The sequence below is a fragment of the Mycolicibacterium aichiense genome (genome assembly GCF_010726245.1).
Classification (GTDB): Bacteria; Actinomycetota; Actinomycetes; order Mycobacteriales; family Mycobacteriaceae; genus Mycobacterium; species Mycobacterium aichiense.
In genome coordinates this window covers 1995373-2011759 of the sequence record NZ_AP022561.1, presented here as the reverse complement: position 1 = coordinate 2011759, position 16387 = coordinate 1995373, and the positions used below count along the sequence as shown (strand labels likewise).

Below are 16387 nucleotides of genomic sequence, written 5' to 3'. Positions count from 1 at the left end.
CTAGCGATGCCCTCAGTCGCGTCCCTGCCAGGTGCAGATGCAGGCTTCGTTGCCCTCCGGATCGGCCAGCACCCAGAACGCGGGCGCGCGGCGATCGGACAGCAGCGTCCCGCCAGCGGCGAGCGCCGCGGCGACGCGCGACGATGCCACGTCGTGCGGCACGTCGATGTCGAGGTGGATGCGGTTGCGCTGTGGCCGCGGCGCATCCATCTGCTGAAACCAGATCGCCGGACCGCGCCCGGCCGGGTCGACCAGACCGTCGGTCAGATCCGATGGCCCGACCTCGTCGACGTAACCGGTGACCGCCTGCCAGAACGGCCGGACCGCGCTGATGTCCAGCGCATCGATGGCGATCTCGAATGCCTGCACGAAGCCCGGCGAAAGGTGCAGGCTTCGCTCCGATAGTGCCGATGAAATTGCTTCTGCCAGAGCGATATCCGCATTCGTGACCGTCCCGGAGACCGCAGACTGCAGCCGAATCACCACTCGATCGGCCCGAATGTCGATGCTCACGTGACCCTGGCCGTCCGCGCCGACGGCGGCCAGCACCAGAGCGGCCACCTCACCGGCGTCGGCCAGCGACGACACCGCCACCTCGGCGTAGATCGCACCGAGCACCAGCCGCCAGCCCAGGCCGGTGACCGCGTCAGCGATGTCCTGGCGGCTCGGCCGGTCCGGCGCACTCACGGAGGTCAGCCTAGCGATCTCGCCCGGTCGCGCCCTGGGCGTGCATAATTTTCCGCGCGCGGCACCGCCGCGGCGTGTTCTGATGTGCTGGCACGCACGACGCGGGAGGTGCGCAGTGTTACCGGAATTGCCCGACAGCCCCAGTGACGACTCCGGTCCACCCGCTGTCATCGCCCGAGGAATCAAGGTGCGCGGCCCGTGGGGTCCGGTCTATGGTCCTGTCGACCTCGAGGTGCCGGCCGGCGGCGTCAACGTCCTGGTGTGTCCGGCCGGCTCGGGACGCACGGCGCTGCTGATGACGATCGCCGGACGGATGGCACCCCAGTCCGGCGAGCTGACCGTCTTCGGCGCCGACGACGCCCGCAGCATCTTCGCCAAGTCGGCCCTGGCGGGTATCGACGAGATCGACACCGTTCCCGAGTCGGTCACCGTCCGCGATCTGATCACTGAACAAATGCGTTGGGACGCACCGTGGTTCCGCCTCGTGCGCAGGGCCGACCCGGCGGAGCTGACGACCGTCTGCGCGCCGGTGTTCGGCCCGCTTCCACTGCCTCCCCTCGACGAATACTTCGAAGAGCTCTCCGAGCTCGACCGCCTGCTGCTTCGTATTGCGCTGGCCAACACCAAGCGCCCCCCGCTGCTGGTCGTCGGCAACCTCGATTTCGTCACCAGCGACCTCAACCGGGACCTGCTCATCGAGCGGCTGATCGATCTGGGCCGCGAACAGACGATCGTCACCGCGACGGTCAACGGGGTCGCCGGCCACGACGTGCGGTCACAGATCCCGGTCGCCAACGCCGACCGCGCCGAATTGTCGGAATCCCAGAAAGGGACGGGTTGACCATGCTCGCCGGAATGTCACTGGGCACCGACCTCAAGCGATACTCCCGGGGCGTCCTACCCCGCATCGCCCTGATCACCATCATCCTGATGCCACTGCTGTACGGCGCGATGTACCTGTGGGCGTTCTGGAATCCGTTCGCCGCGGTCAACAAGGTTCCCGCCGCCCTGGTCAACGAGGATCGTGGCGCGCAGGCTCAGGGCAAGCCCCTGCGGGCCGGGGATCAAGTTGCCAAGGCGCTCAAAGAATCCGGCCAGCTGCAGCTGCACGAGACGTCGGCGGCCGACGCCGCCCGCGGGCTCGCCGACGGCACCTACTACTTCACGATCACGATCCCGACCGATTTCAGCGCGGACATCGCCTCACCCTCGGGCAATGAGCCCACCCCGGCCAGCCTGAAGTTCACCTTCAACGACGCCAACAACTACCTCGGCTCCATCATCGGCCAGAACGCCGCGCGGGAGGTCATCAATCAGGTCAATTCCAGTGTCGGCGAGCAGACCGTCGGCACCGTGCTGACCGGGCTCACCGACGCCGGCGCCGGCCTCAAGGCCGCAGCCGACGGCGCCGACCGACTGGCGTCCGGGCTGGACACCGCCGACGCGGGAGCCCATCAACTCGCCGCAGGCTCGACCACCCTGGCCACCAGCATGGCCACCGCCCGTGACGGTGCAGCCCAACTGGCCACCGGCACAAAGCAATTGAACGCAGCGGTCACCACCGCAACTGATCCGTTGGTGCACGTGCTGGAGCGGGTCGACGGGTTGGGGCTGGATCCGGCCGAGGTCGGTGCGGTCGCCGAGCACCTCAGCGGGGCGGTGCGATCGACCTCCGACCGGATAGCGGCACTGAACATCGACCAGAGGCAGGCCGCAGCACTGGTCGACCAGGCGGTGGCCACGCTGTCGAACAACCCGGACCCCACGGTGCGCGACGTCGGCACAGTCCTCGCCGGCGCCCAGCGACTGCTGCGGGCCCAGGGCATCGATCCCGCGACCGACGACGGGCTCGCCCGGCTGCGCGACAGCGCAGCCCAGCTCGAAAACGAGTTGGGCGACCCCACCAGCAAGTTGCGGACCTTCCTCACCGCGGCGGTCGACGGAAGCCTGCGCGCCGATGTGCTGAAGCTGCGCGGCGGTGTCCAACAGCTCGATTCCGGCACGCAGCGGCTCAGCGCGGGGCTGGTGGCGCTGACCGACGGCAGCCGTCAACTGGCGGCGGGCGCCCAGCGGCTGGCCGACGGCACCGGGCAGTTGCGCGCCGGCAGCCAGGAGCTGGCCGGAAAGCTACGCGAAGGCTCGACGCAGGTTCCGTCGTGGACGCCGCAACAGCGCCAGGTGGTCGCCAAAACCGTTGCCGCACCGGTGAATCTGGACATGGAGACACACAACCCGGCGGCCACCTTCGGCACCGGGTTCGCCCCGTTCTTCCTGCCGCTTGCGCTGTTCATCGGGGCGCTCATCATCTGGATGCTTCTGACACCGTTGCAGTCCCGGCCGATCATCAACGGGCTCGGCGCGCTGCGCGTGGTCCTGGCGTCGTACTGGCCTGCCCTTCTCGTCGCGGTGAGCCAGGTGTTGGTCATGTACGTCGTGGTGCACTACGGCGTCGGGCTCAAGGCCCGCTATCCGCTGGCGACGGTGGCGTTCCTGATCCTGGTCATCGCCGCGTTCCTCGGCATCATCCAGGCGTTCAACGCGGTGTTCGGCGTGGCGGTCGGGCGCGTGGTCACGCTGGCGTTCCTGATGCTGCAGCTGGTGTCGGCCGGTGGGATCTATCCGGTGGAGACCACCGCCAAACCCTTCCAGGTGATTCACCCGGCAGACCCGATGACCTACGCCGTCAACGGTTTACGCCAACTCATCAACGGTGGGATAGACCACCGATTGTGGATCGCGGTGGCGGTACTGTCCGGCGTCCTCGCCGCATCACTGACGGCCACCTCGTGGGCTGCCCGGCGAAACCGCCAATACACGATGGAGCGGCTGCACCCACCCATCGAGGTGTGAGCCCGCGGCTCTAGGGTGGGTGAGTGACAACCGAATCGTCGCCCGCAGGTTCTGCCGGGTCCTCGCTGGCCGCCCAGACCTACGCCGGCCGGATGCCGTCGCACGTCGGCGACATGGCAGTCGAAACCCACGGGATCGCCCCGATCCCGCCGGGCAACCGGTACGGCGGCGCGCGCCGGCTGTTCACCGTCTGGTTCGCCCCCCAGGTGAACATGACAGTGGTGTTCACCGGCACGCTGGCCGTGGTGCTCGGGCTGGGCTTCTGGCTGGGCCTGCTGGCGATGGTGATCGGCACGGTGATCGGTTCGCTGGCCGTGGCTTATCTGTCCACCTGGGGACCACGCACCGGTACCGCGCAACTTCCCAACGCGCGCATGGCATTTGGCGGCACCGTGGGCGTGGTGGCGGTGATCCAGTGGCTGTCGTCGATCGCCTGGGACGGCCTGGTCGGATTGTTCGGCGGCGAGGCACTGGCCGAACTGCTGGGCATGCCGTTCTGGCTGGCGGTGGTGATCGTGCTGGCGGCCCAGGGTGCGGTCGGCGTCTTCGGCTACGAGGTCATCCACCGGGTGCAGGCGGTGATGACGGTCGTGCTGATCGTCACGTTCGCGGTGTTCGCGTGGAAACTGATCAGCGGTCATCAGGTGATCTCACTGCCGACTCTGGGCGGCGCCGACCTGGCCGGGGCGTTCGCGCTGGAGGTCACGATCGCGCTGAGCCTGGCGATCTCGTGGGCCAGCTACGCCTCGGACTACAGCCGGTATCTGCCCGTCACCACCTCCCGCACGGCGGTGTTCGGCTACACCTTCGGCGGACTGGCGGTGGCCTACATCGCCGTGCAGGCGATCGGGGTGGCCGCGGCAGGCACGCTCACCGATCAGACTGCGCAGGGCGTGCGCGACATCATGGGCGGCGGTGTGCTGGGCGCGGTGGCGCTGCTGGTGATCGCGCTGGGGTCGGTGGCCTCCAATGCGATGAACGACTACAGCGGTTCACTGGCGCTACAGACCGTCGGGGTGCGGGTGCGGCGGCCGGTGTCGGCGGTCGTGGTGGTGTTGATCGCGTTCGCGCTCATCATGTGGCTGCACTCCGGCGACCTGGCATCGCGCTTTCAGGGTGTGCTGCTGTTCGTCAGCTACTGGATTCCGGCATTCGTGGCGATCGTGGCGATCGACTGGCGGTTCCGCAGCGCGGGCCGTGATGCGGTGAACCCGGCCGACGAGGTCACGCCCCGCCGCGACGCCGTCGTGGCGCTGGCGGCGTTCTTCGTGGCGTTCGCCGCGGCGATCCCGTTCATGCACACGAACCTGATCGTCGGCCCGGTGGCGACCGCCCTGCACGGCGCTGATCTGGCGTACTTCGTGAATTTCCTTGTCGCAGGGGCGGTTTACGGCGGCTATCGGCTGATTTGGGGGCGAGCGAAGCGACGGGGAGTGATGGCGTCGCGCAGCTCCTAGAGCTCGCCGGCCTCGACGGCCTCACGGGTGTGCTGGGCGGCGGCGATGTCGCGGCTCGAGAACCCGATGCCGAGGGCGGCCACCCCCACCAGCACGGCGATGCCGGCCACCCACAGCAGCGAATAGGTGTACCCCTGGCCCAGCGCGTCGAGCTGGGCCGGCGTCATGTACTTGACCGGCCCCGTCGTCCCACCCAGGTACAGCGTGCGCGACGTCTGTACCGCCTGGACGATTACCAGGACCAGCGGTCCGCCGAGGTTGAACACCATCAGCGTGACCGACGAGACCGGGCCGATCTCGCGTGGCCCGACTCCGGCCAACGTGCACAGCGGCAGGATCACCGAGATGATGCCGATGCCCAGACCGCCGACGACGATCGGGACGAACAGGTCGGGGAAGTACGGGATCGACCGATTCAGCGTCGACCCGTAGAGCATGGCGGCCAGCACGAGCAGACCACCGCCCAGGATCACCCACCGCGGCGCGACCCGCAGCGCGAGTTTGGTGGCCGCGACGTTGCCCACCACGAACGCCGCCGCGAACGGCATGAAGCAGATCCCGGCGCGCAACGGCGAGTACCCGAGCACATCCTGGACCAGCAGACCGATCATCACGCTCAGCGTCAGCATCACGCCGCCGGCCATGAAGTACGCCGCGAAAGACGCGACGCGGCTGCGATTGTCGAAGATCGAGAAGGGCACCAGCGGGTTGTCGGCACCGCGCTCGACGATCAGGAACGAGATGAAGAACACCGCCGCAGCCACACCGGCGCCGATCACCCACGGATCGATCCAGCCGCGCGGCGGGCCCTGGGTGAAGACCAGCACGGCCGAGGTGCACGCCAGGGTGGCCAGCAGCGCGCCGGTGATGTCGAGCTTGAGCCTCTCGTGCCGGGTTTCCTCGAGCCGGGTCAGACCCACGACAATGATGAAGATTCCGATCGGCACATTGACCAGGAAGGCCAGCCGCCAGGACAGGCCGGTCACCGCTCCGCCCGCGACGAGGCCGAGAACCGATCCCAGGCCCTGCATCGCGGCCGAGACGGCCAGTGCCTGATTGCGGGCATGTCCGACGGCGTATGTGGTGGCGATCAACGCCAGGCCGGTCGGGGCGGCCACCGCGGCGCCCATCCCCTGCACGGCGCGGGCCACGATCAGCGTCCACTGGTCGTTGGCCAGGCCGCAGGCCAGCGACGCGATCGTGAACACGCCGACGCCGGACATGAACGCGCGTTTGTGACCGACGGCGTCGCCGACGCGGCCACCGAGCAGCAGCAGGCCGCCGAAGGCAAGCACGTAGGCGGTGATCACCCAGCTCTTGGAGGCATCGGACAGGCCGAGCTCGGCCTGCATCCGCGGCAGCGCGACGATCACGATCGTGCCGTCCAGCGTGGACATCAGCTGCATACCGGTGATCGCGACGATCGCCAGCCCCAGCACCCTGGAGGAAAGCGGTCTGGCGGTCGGCTGACGACCACTCACACCAGACATGGGTCACAACCCTACTGGCCGCCGGGGCGGTCGTCGGTAAGCCCTCGCGGAGTTACAGCTCTCCCGCGTCGATCGCTTCCTTGACTTCCTGGGCGTGCGCGACCTGCGCAGCGGTGTACCCGATGAACAGCGCGACCACGCCCACGATCACCGCGACGGCGGCGACCCACAGCAGGCCGTAGGTGTAGCCCTGGTCCAGGGCGTGCAGTTGCGCGGGGCTCATCTTCTTCACCGGGCCGGTGGTGCCGCCCAAGTACAGGGTGCGTGAGGTGATCACGGCCTGGATGATGGCGAGCACGACGGGTCCGCCGAGGTTCTGCAGCATCAGCGCGATCGCCGACACCGGGCCGATCTGGTCGAAGCCGACACCCGCGATGGCCGACACGGTCAGCGGCACGACGATCATGCCAATGCCGAAGCCGCCGACGGTGATCGGCAGGACCAGGTTGGGGAAGTACGGGATACCGCCGTTGAGCGTGGAGCCGTACACCATCGCGCCGAGCACCAGCACACCACCGGCGATCACCAACAGCCGCGGCGGGAAGTACGACACCAACTGCGACGATGCGCCGAGGCCGATGCCGAGGGCGATCACGAACGGGATGAAGCCGATCCCGGCCTTCAGCGCGCTGTAGCCCATGATGTCCTGCACGTACAGGCCGATCAGCACCGTCAGCGTGAACATCACGCCACCGGCGAGGAAGACCGCCGCGAACGTCGCGAGCCGGTTGCGGTCGCGGAACAGGGTGAACGGCACCACCGGGTTGACCGCGCGACGCTCGACGAATGCGAACGCCACGAAGGCCAGCACGGCCGTGACGCCAGAGGCCAGCGTGATGGGCGACTGCCACCCGTTCTCCGGAGCCTGGGCGAAGCCGAACACCGCCGCGGTGCAGCCGAGGGTGGCCAGCAGTGCGCCCGCGGCATCCATCTTCATGCGCTCGCGATGGGTCTCGCGCAGGGTCCTGCGAGCCAAATAGATCATCAGCAGGCCGATCGGCACGTTCACCAGGAACGCCAGCCGCCAGGACGCCTCGACCAGCGCGCCGCCGACCACCAGGCCCATCACCGAGCCGATGCCCGTCATCGCGGCGAACACCGCGGTCGCGGCGTTGCGCGCCGGACCCTTCGGGAAGGTGGTGGCCACCAGGGCCAGGCCGGTCGGCGAGGCGATCGCGGCACCGACACCTTGGAGCAGCCGTGCGATCACCAGCGTCGCCTCGTCCCACGCGACGCCACAGAGGACCGAGGCGATGGTGAACAGCGCGACGCCGACGATGAACGTGCGCTTGCGGCCGATGGTGTCGCCCAACCGCCCGCCGAGCAGCATCAGCCCGCCGAAGGTCAGCACGTAGGCGGTGATGACCCAGCTACGGCCGGCATCGGACAGCGCCAACTCGTCCTGGATCTTGGGCAGCGCGACGATCGCGACCGTGCTGTCCATGGTGGCCAGCAACTGCATGCCACCGATGGCGGTCACCGCGGCGAAGAACCGCCGAGACGGTAACCAGCTCGGGATGTACTTGTTGGTCTTCGCAAGTGCTGCCGGCTCGAGGCGCATCGGGACCGCGCGCTCAGAACTGTTGGCGGTCGCCCGCGCAGCGTCGTTGAGGGCCGTCATACCGAGCTACCCTACAGTAATCTTAAGGATTCTTTAAAGGCCGAAAGCCTCGGGAAGGCCCGCAACGGGGCCGATGACGATGATTGCCGGGGGCCTAATACCGTCGGTTCGAATCCGATCAGGCGCATCGCGCAGTGTGGTCCGGAGTGTGCGTTCGGCGGCCGTGGTGCCGTGCTGCACCACCAGGACTGGTGTTTCCGCAGGTCGGCCGCCTGACATCAATGCCTGGGCAAACAATTCGATACGTTCGACCGCCATCAACAAAACCAGCGTTCCCGACAATTGCGCCAGCGCATTCCAATTCACTAACGATTCCGGATGGTCGGGTGCCAAATGGCCGCTGACCACCACGAATTCGTGATTGACGGCGCGGTGGGTGACGGGCACCCCGGCCATGGCGGGCACCGATATGGCACTGGTCACACCAGGGACGACTGTGACCGGGATCCCGGCCTCCGCGCAGGCGAGAACTTCCTCATATCCGCGGGCGAACACGAACGGGTCGCCGCCCTTGAAGCGCACGACGAACCGCCCCTCTCGGGCGCGGTCTATAAGGATTTTGTTTATGGCTTCCTGAGCCATCGCCCGGCCGTACGGGATCTTTGCGGCGTCGATGACTTCCACGTGCGGTCCGAGCTCGGCGAGCAGTTCCGGCGGAGCCAACCGGTCGGCGACGACGACGTCGGCGCGGGCCAGCAGCCGGCGGCCGCGCACGGTGATCAGCTCGGGGTCGCCGGGACCGCCGCCGACCAGGGCGACGCTGCCGGGCGTGACGTCGTCGGGGGCTCCGGCAGTGATCAGTCCCTGCTGGAAGGCTTCCCGGATGGCCGTGCGGATCGCGGCCGACCGGCGGTGCTCCCCACCGGCCAGCACACCCACGAGGAGCCCGTCGTGGTCGAACGAGGCCGGGGTGACGGCGCTGCCCTCGCGGGCGATGTCGGCGCGAACACAGAAAATCTGCCTGCGATCCGCCTCGGCGACGATGGCGGCGTTCACGGCCGGGTCGTCGGTGGCGGCGATCGCGTACCAGGCGCCCTCGAGGTCACCGTCGCGGTAGTCCCGCAACTCCAGCGTGATGCCGGGGCTGGTGGTGGTCAGTACTTCGACGGCCGGCGTCGCGGCCCGCGCGATCACGTGCACATCGGCCTCGCGGGCCATCAGCAGCGGAATCCGGCGCTGGGCGACTGTCCCGCCGCCGATCACGACGACCTTCTTGCCGCTCAGGCGTAAGCCGACGAGGTAGGCGTTCTCGGTCACCGGGGCAGCCTAGTCAAGGTTGCGTGCGCGACAAATCGAGCGACCGAGTGCGGTTGGGCGACCGGGTGGGTGTGCAGATACGACGCGTGCACCCCGGCGCGGACCGCACCCTCCTGCACAGGCTGTCCGTCGTGCCGCCGGAACGCCCAGGCGGGTTCGGGAGATTCAATGAATTCTGCTGTGGTGCGGTGGAATTCGTGTCCGACGACGCGCTGACCCGCGGGGTGCAGGGAGGAATCACCCACCGCGACGGCCTCCCGGTAGCCCAGTGTCAGCCTCGGGGTGAACCGGGCAGAGCCGGTCAGCACCCCGCACATCGGGTGGCCGTCCAGATCGTCCATCAGATACGCGAGCCCGCCGCATTCGGCCTGCACGGGTGCATGCCGGGCGAGTTCGCGGATCTGGGCGCGCAATTCGGTGTTGGCCGACAAATCGGCCAGATGCTGCTCGGGAAAACCGCCCGGCAGGATCAGTGCCGCGGCCCGCGCGGGCAGGGTATCGGTGAGCGGGTCGAACTCGACGACGTCGGCACCGGCGGCCCGCAACAGTTCGCGGTGTTCGGCGTAGCCGAAGCTGAAGGCCTTGCCCGCGGCCATCGCGACCACCGGACGCCCGATGTTCGGTTCGCCGACCACGTCCTCGGGTGCCCACGCCTGCGCCGACACTCGCGAGGCACCGAGTGCGACGACGGCGGCCAGATCGACGTGGCGGGCGACGAGTTCGGTCATCGCGGCGACCGCGGCGCGGGCCTGTTCACCGTGCTCGACGGCGGTGATCAGCCCCAGATGCCGTGACGGCACCGCCAACTCGTCGTGGCGCGGGATTGCCCCCAGCACCGGCACCCCGACCGCCTCGCATGCTTGACGCAACACCTGTTCGTGGCGGTTCGTGCCGACCCGGTTGAGAATCACCCCACCGATGTGCACACCGGCGTGAAACGTCGAAAAACCCTGCAGCACGGCCGCGATGCTCTGCGACTGGCCGCGAACGTCCACCACCAGGACGACGGGAGCCCCGAGCAGTTGGGCGACATGGGCGGTGGAGCCGCGCGCGGGTGTGACCGGGTGCTCGTCGATGCGACCGTCGAAAAGACCCATCACACCCTCGATCACGGCGATGTCGGCGTCGCGGCTGCCGTGCCGGTAGAGCGGACCGATCAGCTCCTCGGGCACCAGAACCGGATCGAGGTTGCGGCCCGGCCGGCCTGCGGCCACGGCGTGATAGCCGGGGTCGATGAAGTCCGGACCGACTTTGAACGGGGCGACCCGCCGACCGGCAGCCTGCAGTGCACCGATCAAACCTGTTGCGATGGTGGTCTTTCCGCTGCCCGACGCGGGAGCGGCGATCACGACGGCAGGAATGGACACCACGCCTACCATTCAATACCGCGCTGGCCCTTGCGGCCGGCGTCCATCGGGTGTTTGAGCTTGGCCATCTCGGTGACCAGGTCGGCTGCGTCGACAAGGCGTTGCGGCGCATCACGACCGGTGATCACGACGTGTTGGCCGCCGGGCCTGTTCAGCAGCGTCTCGACCACATCGTCGACGTCGACCCAGCCCCACTTGAGCGGGTAGGTGAACTCGTCGAGGACGTAGAAGTCGTGTCGCTGTTCAGCGAGGCGCCCGGCGATCTCGGTCCACCCTTCGGCGGCAGCGCCGGCGTGATCGTCAGCGGAGCCGGCTTTCCGAGTCCAGGACCAGCCCGAGCCCATCTTGTGCCATTCCACCGCTCCGCCGAGGCCCTGCTCGTCGTGCAGCCGGCCCAGAGCGGTGAACGCCGACTCCTCGCCGACCTTCCATTTGGCACTCTTGACGAATTGGAAGACCGCCACGCTCATCCCGGCGTTCCACGCGCGCAACGCCATTCCGAACGCCGCGGTGGATTTCCCTTTGCCGGGCCCGGTGTGCACGGCCAGCACCGGGGTGTTGCGGCGGGCCCGGGTGGTCAGCCCGTCGTTCGGCACGGTGAGCGGCTGACCCTGCGGCATGGACGTGAACCTTTCCGAACGCTGACGCGGGTTTTACGCGGCCCCGCGCACGGCCTGTGCGAGATAGTCTGCGCGCAGCTGCTCCAGTTGCAGCAGGGGGGCTTCCAGATGCTCGGCCAGATCGGCGGCCAAGCCCAGCCGGACATAGGACGTCTCGCAGTCCACCACCACTGCCGCCGCACCCTCGGCGACCAGCCGGCGGGCCGCGGAACGGCTGCGCCCCAACGGATCCGGACCGCCGGTGGCCCGGCCATCGGTCAGGACAACCACCAGCGGGCGCCGGGTGCGGTCCCGCACTCGTTCACGGACCACGACGTCACGCGCTGCCAGCAGTCCTTGTGCCAGCGGCGTGGTGCCGCCGGTGTCGAACCGGGTCAGCCGCCGCGAGGCGATGTGCGCCGACGTCGTCGGCGGCAATAGTTCCCGTGCGCCGTCCTGCCGGAAGGTGATGACGGCGACCTTGTCTCGGCGTTGGTAGGCGTCCCGCAGCAGCGACAGCGCCGCACCCGACACTGCCGACATCCGGTCCCGCGCCGCCATCGACCCGGAGGCGTCGACGACGAAGATCACCAGGTTGCCTTCCCGGCCGACCCGGATCGCGCGGCGGATGTCCTCGGGTTGCGGACGCAGCCGGCGGTTGCCCGCGGCGGTCAGCACGGTGGCGAACAGGTGCAGGCCGTGCCCCTGCTCGGGAGCATCGGTAGCGGTGACGACGGCTCCGGAGCGGTTACGGGCCCGCGAGCGCCTACCCGGGTTGCCCTCCCCCACACCGGGCACGGTCAGCGCCCGGGTCCGAAACGTCGCAGCGGGCGGTGCAGCCGGGCGGGGAGCCGACGAGGAATTACCTTGCGGTGCAGACGATTGCGACGATCCATCGACGGATTGCCCGCCACCGGGCGGATCCGGTTCGGACTCCGGCTCGGGACTGGGGTCGGTGGCGGCCAACGCTTCGTCGAGCTGGGCCGGATCCAGGCCCGGGTCGTCGAACGGGTCTCGGCGACGGCGGTGCGGCAACGCCAGCTCGGCGGCCACCCGAATGTCCTCACTCGTCACCGCCTGAGCACCGCGCCACGCCGCGTGCGCCACCGCGGTGCGTGCCACCACCAGGTCGGCGCGCATGCCGTCGACGTCGAAGGCGGCGCACAGCGCCGCGATCCGGTTCAGTTCGGCATCGGGCAACACCACCGCGGACACCCGTGCTCGCGCGGCCGCGATCCGGGCGGCCAACTCGCTGTCCGCGCCCGCGTGCAGGGTGGCGAATCCGGCGGGATCGGCCTCGTAGGCCAGCCGCTGGCGGATCACCTCGCTGCGCACCGCGACATCGCGGGAGGCGTGCACGTCGACGGTCAACCCGAACCGGTCCAGGAGTTGCGGACGCAGTTCGCCCTCTTCGGGATTCATGGTTCCGATGAGCACGAAACGCGACTCGTGAGAATGGGAGATGCCGTCACGTTCGATGTGCACGCGGCCCATCGCTGCGGCGTCGAGCATGATGTCGACGAGGTGGTCGTGCAGCAGGTTGACCTCGTCGACGTAGAGGACGCCGCCGTGGGCGCGGGCCAGGAGGCCCGGCGAGAAGGCATGCTCGCCGTCGCGAAGCACCTTCTGCAGGTCCAGCGACCCGACCACCCGGTCCTCGGTCGCCCCGATCGGCAACTCGACGAGCCGGGCACCGGTATCCACCTCGGCCAGGATCGCGGCCAGCGCGCGCACCGCCGTGGACTTGGCGGTGCCCTTCTCGCCGCGGATCAGTACCCCGCCGATCTCGGGGCGGACCGAACACAGGATCAGCGCCAGGCGCAGCTGGTCGTGCCCGACGATCGCACTGAACGGAAAAGCGGGCGCGCTCACGGCTTCTCGGTCAAAATCGGTGCGGCCGGGCGCAACATCGGAACGTGCGGGATGCCGTCTTCGACGAATTCGGCACCGTCGACCACGAACCCGTGGTTGCCGTACATGTCGACCAGGTAGGTCTGGGCGTTGATCCGGCAGGCGTGATCGCCGACATCAGCCAGCGCGGCCTGCATCAGCCGGGTGGTGTGGCCCTGACCGCGGGCCACCCGCTGTGTGCACACCCGGCCGATGCGGAATGCCTTCTCTCCCCCGGCGTGCTCTTCCATCAAGCGCAGCGTCGCGATCACCGTGCCGTCGGGTTGCTCCAGCCAGAAATGCCGGGTCTCGGCAAGCAGGTCGCGGCCGTCGAGTTCCGGGTAGGGACAAGCCTGTTCGACGACGAACACCTCGACCCTGAGCTTCAACAGCTCATAGAGGGTCGCCGCGTCGAGGTCCTTGGCCCAGGAGCGACGCAAGGCGACCGTCACACCACTCCCGCAGGTTCCGGGTCACCGGAATCCGACGCGACCGGCGTGCTGTCGGGGCCGGCGGCCCGCGCGGCGTGGCCGGCGTGGGTTCCGCTCTCCAACCCGAGCACCTTGGTGCCGTGCGCCCACACCTCGCCGAACAGGTCCGGATTCTCCGACAGCTTGACGCCCAGCGACGGGACCATCTCCTTGAGCTTGGGCAGCCAGCCCTGGTAGTGGTCGGCGAAGCACCGTTCGAGAACCTCGATCATCGCCGGGACCGCGGTGGAGGCGCCCGGCGAGGCACCGAGCAGGCCGGCAATCGAGCCGTCGGCCGCGGCCAGCACCGTGGTGCCGAACTCGAGGACACCGAGCTTCTTCGAGTCGCGGCGGATGACCTGAACCCGCTGGCCGGCGATATCCAGCTCCCAGTCGGAATCCCTTGCGGTGGGCGCGAATTCGCGGAGATTGTCCACCCGGTCGGCCTCGCTGAGGGCCAGCTGGCCGATCAGGTACTTCAGCAGGCCCATCTCGGTGAGCCCGACGCCGATCATCGAGGCGAGGTTGTTGGGCTTCACCGACAGCGGCAGGTCGGTGACCTTGCCTTCCTTGAGGAACTTCGGCGACCACCCGGCGAACGGGCCGAACAGCAGCCACGAACGCCCGTTGATCACGCGGGTGTCCAAGTGCGGCACCGACATCGGCGGCGCACCCAGCGGGGGCAGTCCGTAGACCTTGGCCTGGTGCGCGGCGGCCAGTTCCGGGTCGCCGGTGCGCAGCCACTGGCCGCTGACCGGGAAGCCACCGAAGCCCTTGGCCTCGGGGATGCCGGCCTTCTGCAGCAGCGGCAGCGCGCCTCCGCCGGCTCCGACGAACACGAACTTCGCCGACAGCTTGCGCTTCTGCCCGGTCCGCCGGTTGTGGATCTTGACCGTCCAGCCGCCGCCGGACTCCTTGTGCAGATCGAGGACGTCGTGGCCGAACAGTGTGCTCATCCCACGCTCGGTGCCGAAGGAGAGCAGCTGACGGGTCAGCGAACCGAAGTCCACGTCGGTGCCGTCCTGCGTCCAGTTGAGGCCGACCGGCTCGGAGAAATCGCGGCCCTTGGCCATCAACGGCAGCCGGCGGGCGAACTCGTCACGGTCGTCGATGAACTCCATCGTGGCGAACAACGGGTTGCGCACCAGGGTCTCGCGGCGACGCCGGAGGTAGTCGACGTGCTCGGCCCCCTGCACGAAGCTGACGTGCGGGATGGGGTTCAAGAAGCTACGGACGTCGGGCAGGATGCCGTTCTCGTGGGCGTAGCTCCAGAACTGGCGAGTGACCTGGAACTGCTCGTTGACGGTGATGGCCTTGGCGATGTCGATGGTGCCGTCGGCCTTTTCCGGCGTGTAGTTCAGTTCGCACAGCGCGGAGTGCCCGGTGCCCGCGTTGTTCCACGGATCGGAGCTCTCGGCGGCCGCGGCGTCGAGGCGTTCGACCAGCGTGATCGACCAGTCCGGCTGGACGAGCCGCAGCAGGGCGCCCAGCGTCGCGCTCATGATTCCCGCACCGACCAGTACGACATCGGTCTTGGTGGTATCTGACACCGGATCGTCGTCCTTTACTTGTGACAGCTGTATAGACAGTCAGGTTATCCCGCCCGACACCGACTTATTCGCGAGAGTCGCCAGCACCACACCCCGCATTGCTCACAGCTAGGGTAGGGGCTGTGACGCCACGGCAGGCCGAATGGGTTGACGACGTCCTTTCCGGCTACCAACAGGCCACGATGGCGCTGGGCCCGGACCCCGACGGTGAGGGCGATCTGTTCGCCACTCTGGTGCGCCGGGCGGACGCCAAAGCCGCCCCCCACACCGTGCTGGCGGTGCACGGATTCACCGACTATTTCTTCAACACCGACCTGGCCGACCACTTCACCGGCGCCGGGTTCCGGTTCTACGCCCTCGACCAACACAAGTGCGGGCGGTCCTGGCGTGACGGTCAGACCCCGCACTTCACCACCGACCTGGCCCGTTACGACCGTGAGTTGGAGCGGGCGGTGGCGGTGATCGCGACCGAGAATCCCGGCACGACGATCCTGGTCTACGGCCACTCGGCCGGCGGCCTGATCGTGTCGTTGTGGCTCAACCGGGTGCGGCGGCGTTCCGCGACCGCGGCGCTGTCCGTCGGCGGCCTCGTGCTCAACAGCCCGTGGCTGGACCTGCACGGGCCCGCGATCCTGCGCACGCGGCTGACCTCGACGGCGATCGGTGCGATGTCGCGGGTTCGCAAGACGCGGGTGGTGCGCGGCACCAGCAAGGGCGGCTACGGGCTGACGCTGCACCGCGACTACCACGGTGAGTTCGACTACAACCTTCAGTGGAAGCCGCTGGGCGGCTTCCCGGTGACGTTCGGCTGGATCCACGCGATCCGCCGCGGGCACGCCACGCTGCACCGCGGTCTGGACGTCGGCGTGCCGAACCTGATCTTGCGTTCTGATCACAGCGTCACCGAGAGCGCGGACGCGGCAGCTATGCAGCGGGGCGACGCGGTGCTCGACGTCAGGCAGATCGCGCGCTGGGCGGGCTGTATCGGGAACCGTACGACAGTGGTGCCGATCCGCGACGCCAAGCACGACGTGTTCTTGTCGTTGGCCGAGCCCCGCGCCGAAGCCTACGACGAGCTGTCGGGCTGGCTGGATTTCTATCTCGCACACCACACCGCCGCGTCGGCCGCAGGTCAGGGATAAGGGGAAG

General features: G+C 68.6%; 13 protein-coding genes. 4 read left to right on the top strand and 9 right to left on the bottom strand.

The window, feature by feature from the left end:
- Positions 1-12 precede the first annotated feature (12 nt).
- Positions 13-687 carry a 4a-hydroxytetrahydrobiopterin dehydratase family protein gene (locus tag G6N32_RS09700; RefSeq protein WP_232077583.1) on the bottom strand — a complete coding sequence of 225 codons (675 nt, stop codon included), beginning with the start codon at positions 685-687 and terminating at the stop codon, positions 13-15.
- A 127-nt stretch (positions 688-814) separates the two neighbouring features.
- Here G6N32_RS09700 and G6N32_RS09695 point away from each other — a divergent pair, with 127 nt between their 5' ends.
- The 3 genes from G6N32_RS09695 to G6N32_RS09685 all read left to right on the top strand — a co-directional run bounded on the left by G6N32_RS09695 (position 815) and on the right by G6N32_RS09685 (position 4994).
- Entirely contained in the window at positions 815-1528 is a 714-nt protein-coding gene (locus tag G6N32_RS09695) for an ATP-binding cassette domain-containing protein (protein ID WP_172507276.1), read from the top strand.
- A 2-nt stretch (positions 1529-1530) separates the two neighbouring features.
- Positions 1531-3537, top strand: coding sequence for a YhgE/Pip domain-containing protein (locus G6N32_RS09690; RefSeq protein WP_232077758.1), 2007 nt, complete (start codon positions 1531-1533; stop codon positions 3535-3537).
- A gap of 92 nt (positions 3538-3629) precedes the next feature.
- A complete protein-coding gene (locus tag G6N32_RS09685; RefSeq protein WP_115321040.1) occupies positions 3630-4994 on the top strand; it encodes a purine-cytosine permease family protein in 1365 nt (454 codons plus the stop codon).
- Here the strand turns inward: G6N32_RS09685 and G6N32_RS09680 are convergent.
- The 8 genes from G6N32_RS09680 to mqo are packed head-to-tail and all read right to left on the bottom strand — an operon-like array spanning position 4991 to position 15238.
- Positions 4991-6484 carry an MFS transporter gene (locus G6N32_RS09680; protein WP_115319418.1) on the bottom strand — a complete coding sequence of 498 codons (1494 nt, stop codon included), beginning with the start codon at positions 6482-6484 and terminating at the stop codon, positions 4991-4993. The two genes, G6N32_RS09685 and G6N32_RS09680, sit on opposite strands and share 4 nt — an antisense overlap.
- A gap of 52 nt (positions 6485-6536) precedes the next feature.
- Positions 6537-8105: an MFS transporter gene (locus tag G6N32_RS09675; protein WP_115319417.1), complete on the bottom strand. Its 1569-nt coding sequence runs from the start codon at positions 8103-8105 to the stop codon at positions 6537-6539.
- A gap of 33 nt (positions 8106-8138) precedes the next feature.
- Positions 8139-9362 carry a uroporphyrinogen-III C-methyltransferase gene (cobA, locus tag G6N32_RS09670; RefSeq protein WP_115319416.1) on the bottom strand — a complete coding sequence of 408 codons (1224 nt, stop codon included), beginning with the start codon at positions 9360-9362 and terminating at the stop codon, positions 8139-8141.
- Positions 9359-10741, bottom strand: a complete 1383-nt coding sequence (locus tag G6N32_RS09665; protein WP_115319415.1) for a cobyrinic acid a,c-diamide synthase CobB — start codon at positions 10739-10741, stop codon at positions 9359-9361. The genes cobA and G6N32_RS09665 overlap by 4 nt, the downstream gene beginning before the upstream one ends.
- Positions 10735-11349 carry a cob(I)yrinic acid a,c-diamide adenosyltransferase gene (gene cobO, locus G6N32_RS09660; RefSeq protein ID WP_115319414.1) on the bottom strand — a complete coding sequence of 205 codons (615 nt, stop codon included), beginning with the start codon at positions 11347-11349 and terminating at the stop codon, positions 10735-10737. Before cobO ends, G6N32_RS09665 begins: the two co-directional genes overlap by 7 nt.
- A gap of 33 nt (positions 11350-11382) precedes the next feature.
- Complete coding sequence (locus G6N32_RS09655) at positions 11383-13200, bottom strand: VWA domain-containing protein (protein WP_115319413.1); 1818 nt, start codon at positions 13198-13200, stop codon at positions 11383-11385.
- Positions 13197-13670 (bottom strand): GNAT family N-acetyltransferase, encoded by a 474-nt coding sequence (locus G6N32_RS09650; protein WP_115319412.1) that lies wholly within the window; start codon positions 13668-13670, stop codon positions 13197-13199. Before G6N32_RS09650 ends, G6N32_RS09655 begins: the two co-directional genes overlap by 4 nt.
- Entirely contained in the window at positions 13667-15238 is a 1572-nt protein-coding gene (gene mqo / locus G6N32_RS09645; RefSeq protein WP_115319411.1) for a malate dehydrogenase (quinone), read from the bottom strand. Before mqo ends, G6N32_RS09650 begins: the two co-directional genes overlap by 4 nt.
- Positions 15239-15360: 122 nt before the next feature.
- Here mqo and G6N32_RS09640 point away from each other — a divergent pair, with 122 nt between their 5' ends.
- Complete coding sequence (locus G6N32_RS09640; RefSeq protein ID WP_115319410.1) at positions 15361-16380, top strand: alpha/beta hydrolase; 1020 nt, start codon at positions 15361-15363, stop codon at positions 16378-16380.
- The last annotated feature ends 7 nt before the right edge of the window (positions 16381-16387 follow it).

Coding starts and splice junctions, on each gene's coding strand:
- G6N32_RS09690 (WP_232077758.1), top strand. CDS start 1,531: ATGCTCGCCGGAATGTCACTGGGCACCGACCTCAAGCGATACTCCCGG.
- G6N32_RS09675 (WP_115319417.1), bottom strand. CDS start 8,105: ATGACGGCCCTCAACGACGCTGCGCGGGCGACCGCCAACAGTTCTGAG.
- G6N32_RS09665 (WP_115319415.1), bottom strand. CDS start 10,741: ATGGTAGGCGTGGTGTCCATTCCTGCCGTCGTGATCGCCGCTCCCGCG.
- cobO (WP_115319414.1), bottom strand. CDS start 11,349: ATGCCGCAGGGTCAGCCGCTCACCGTGCCGAACGACGGGCTGACCACC.
- G6N32_RS09685 (WP_115321040.1), top strand. CDS start 3,630: ATGCCGTCGCACGTCGGCGACATGGCAGTCGAAACCCACGGGATCGCC.
- G6N32_RS09680 (WP_115319418.1), bottom strand. CDS start 6,484: ATGTCTGGTGTGAGTGGTCGTCAGCCGACCGCCAGACCGCTTTCCTCC.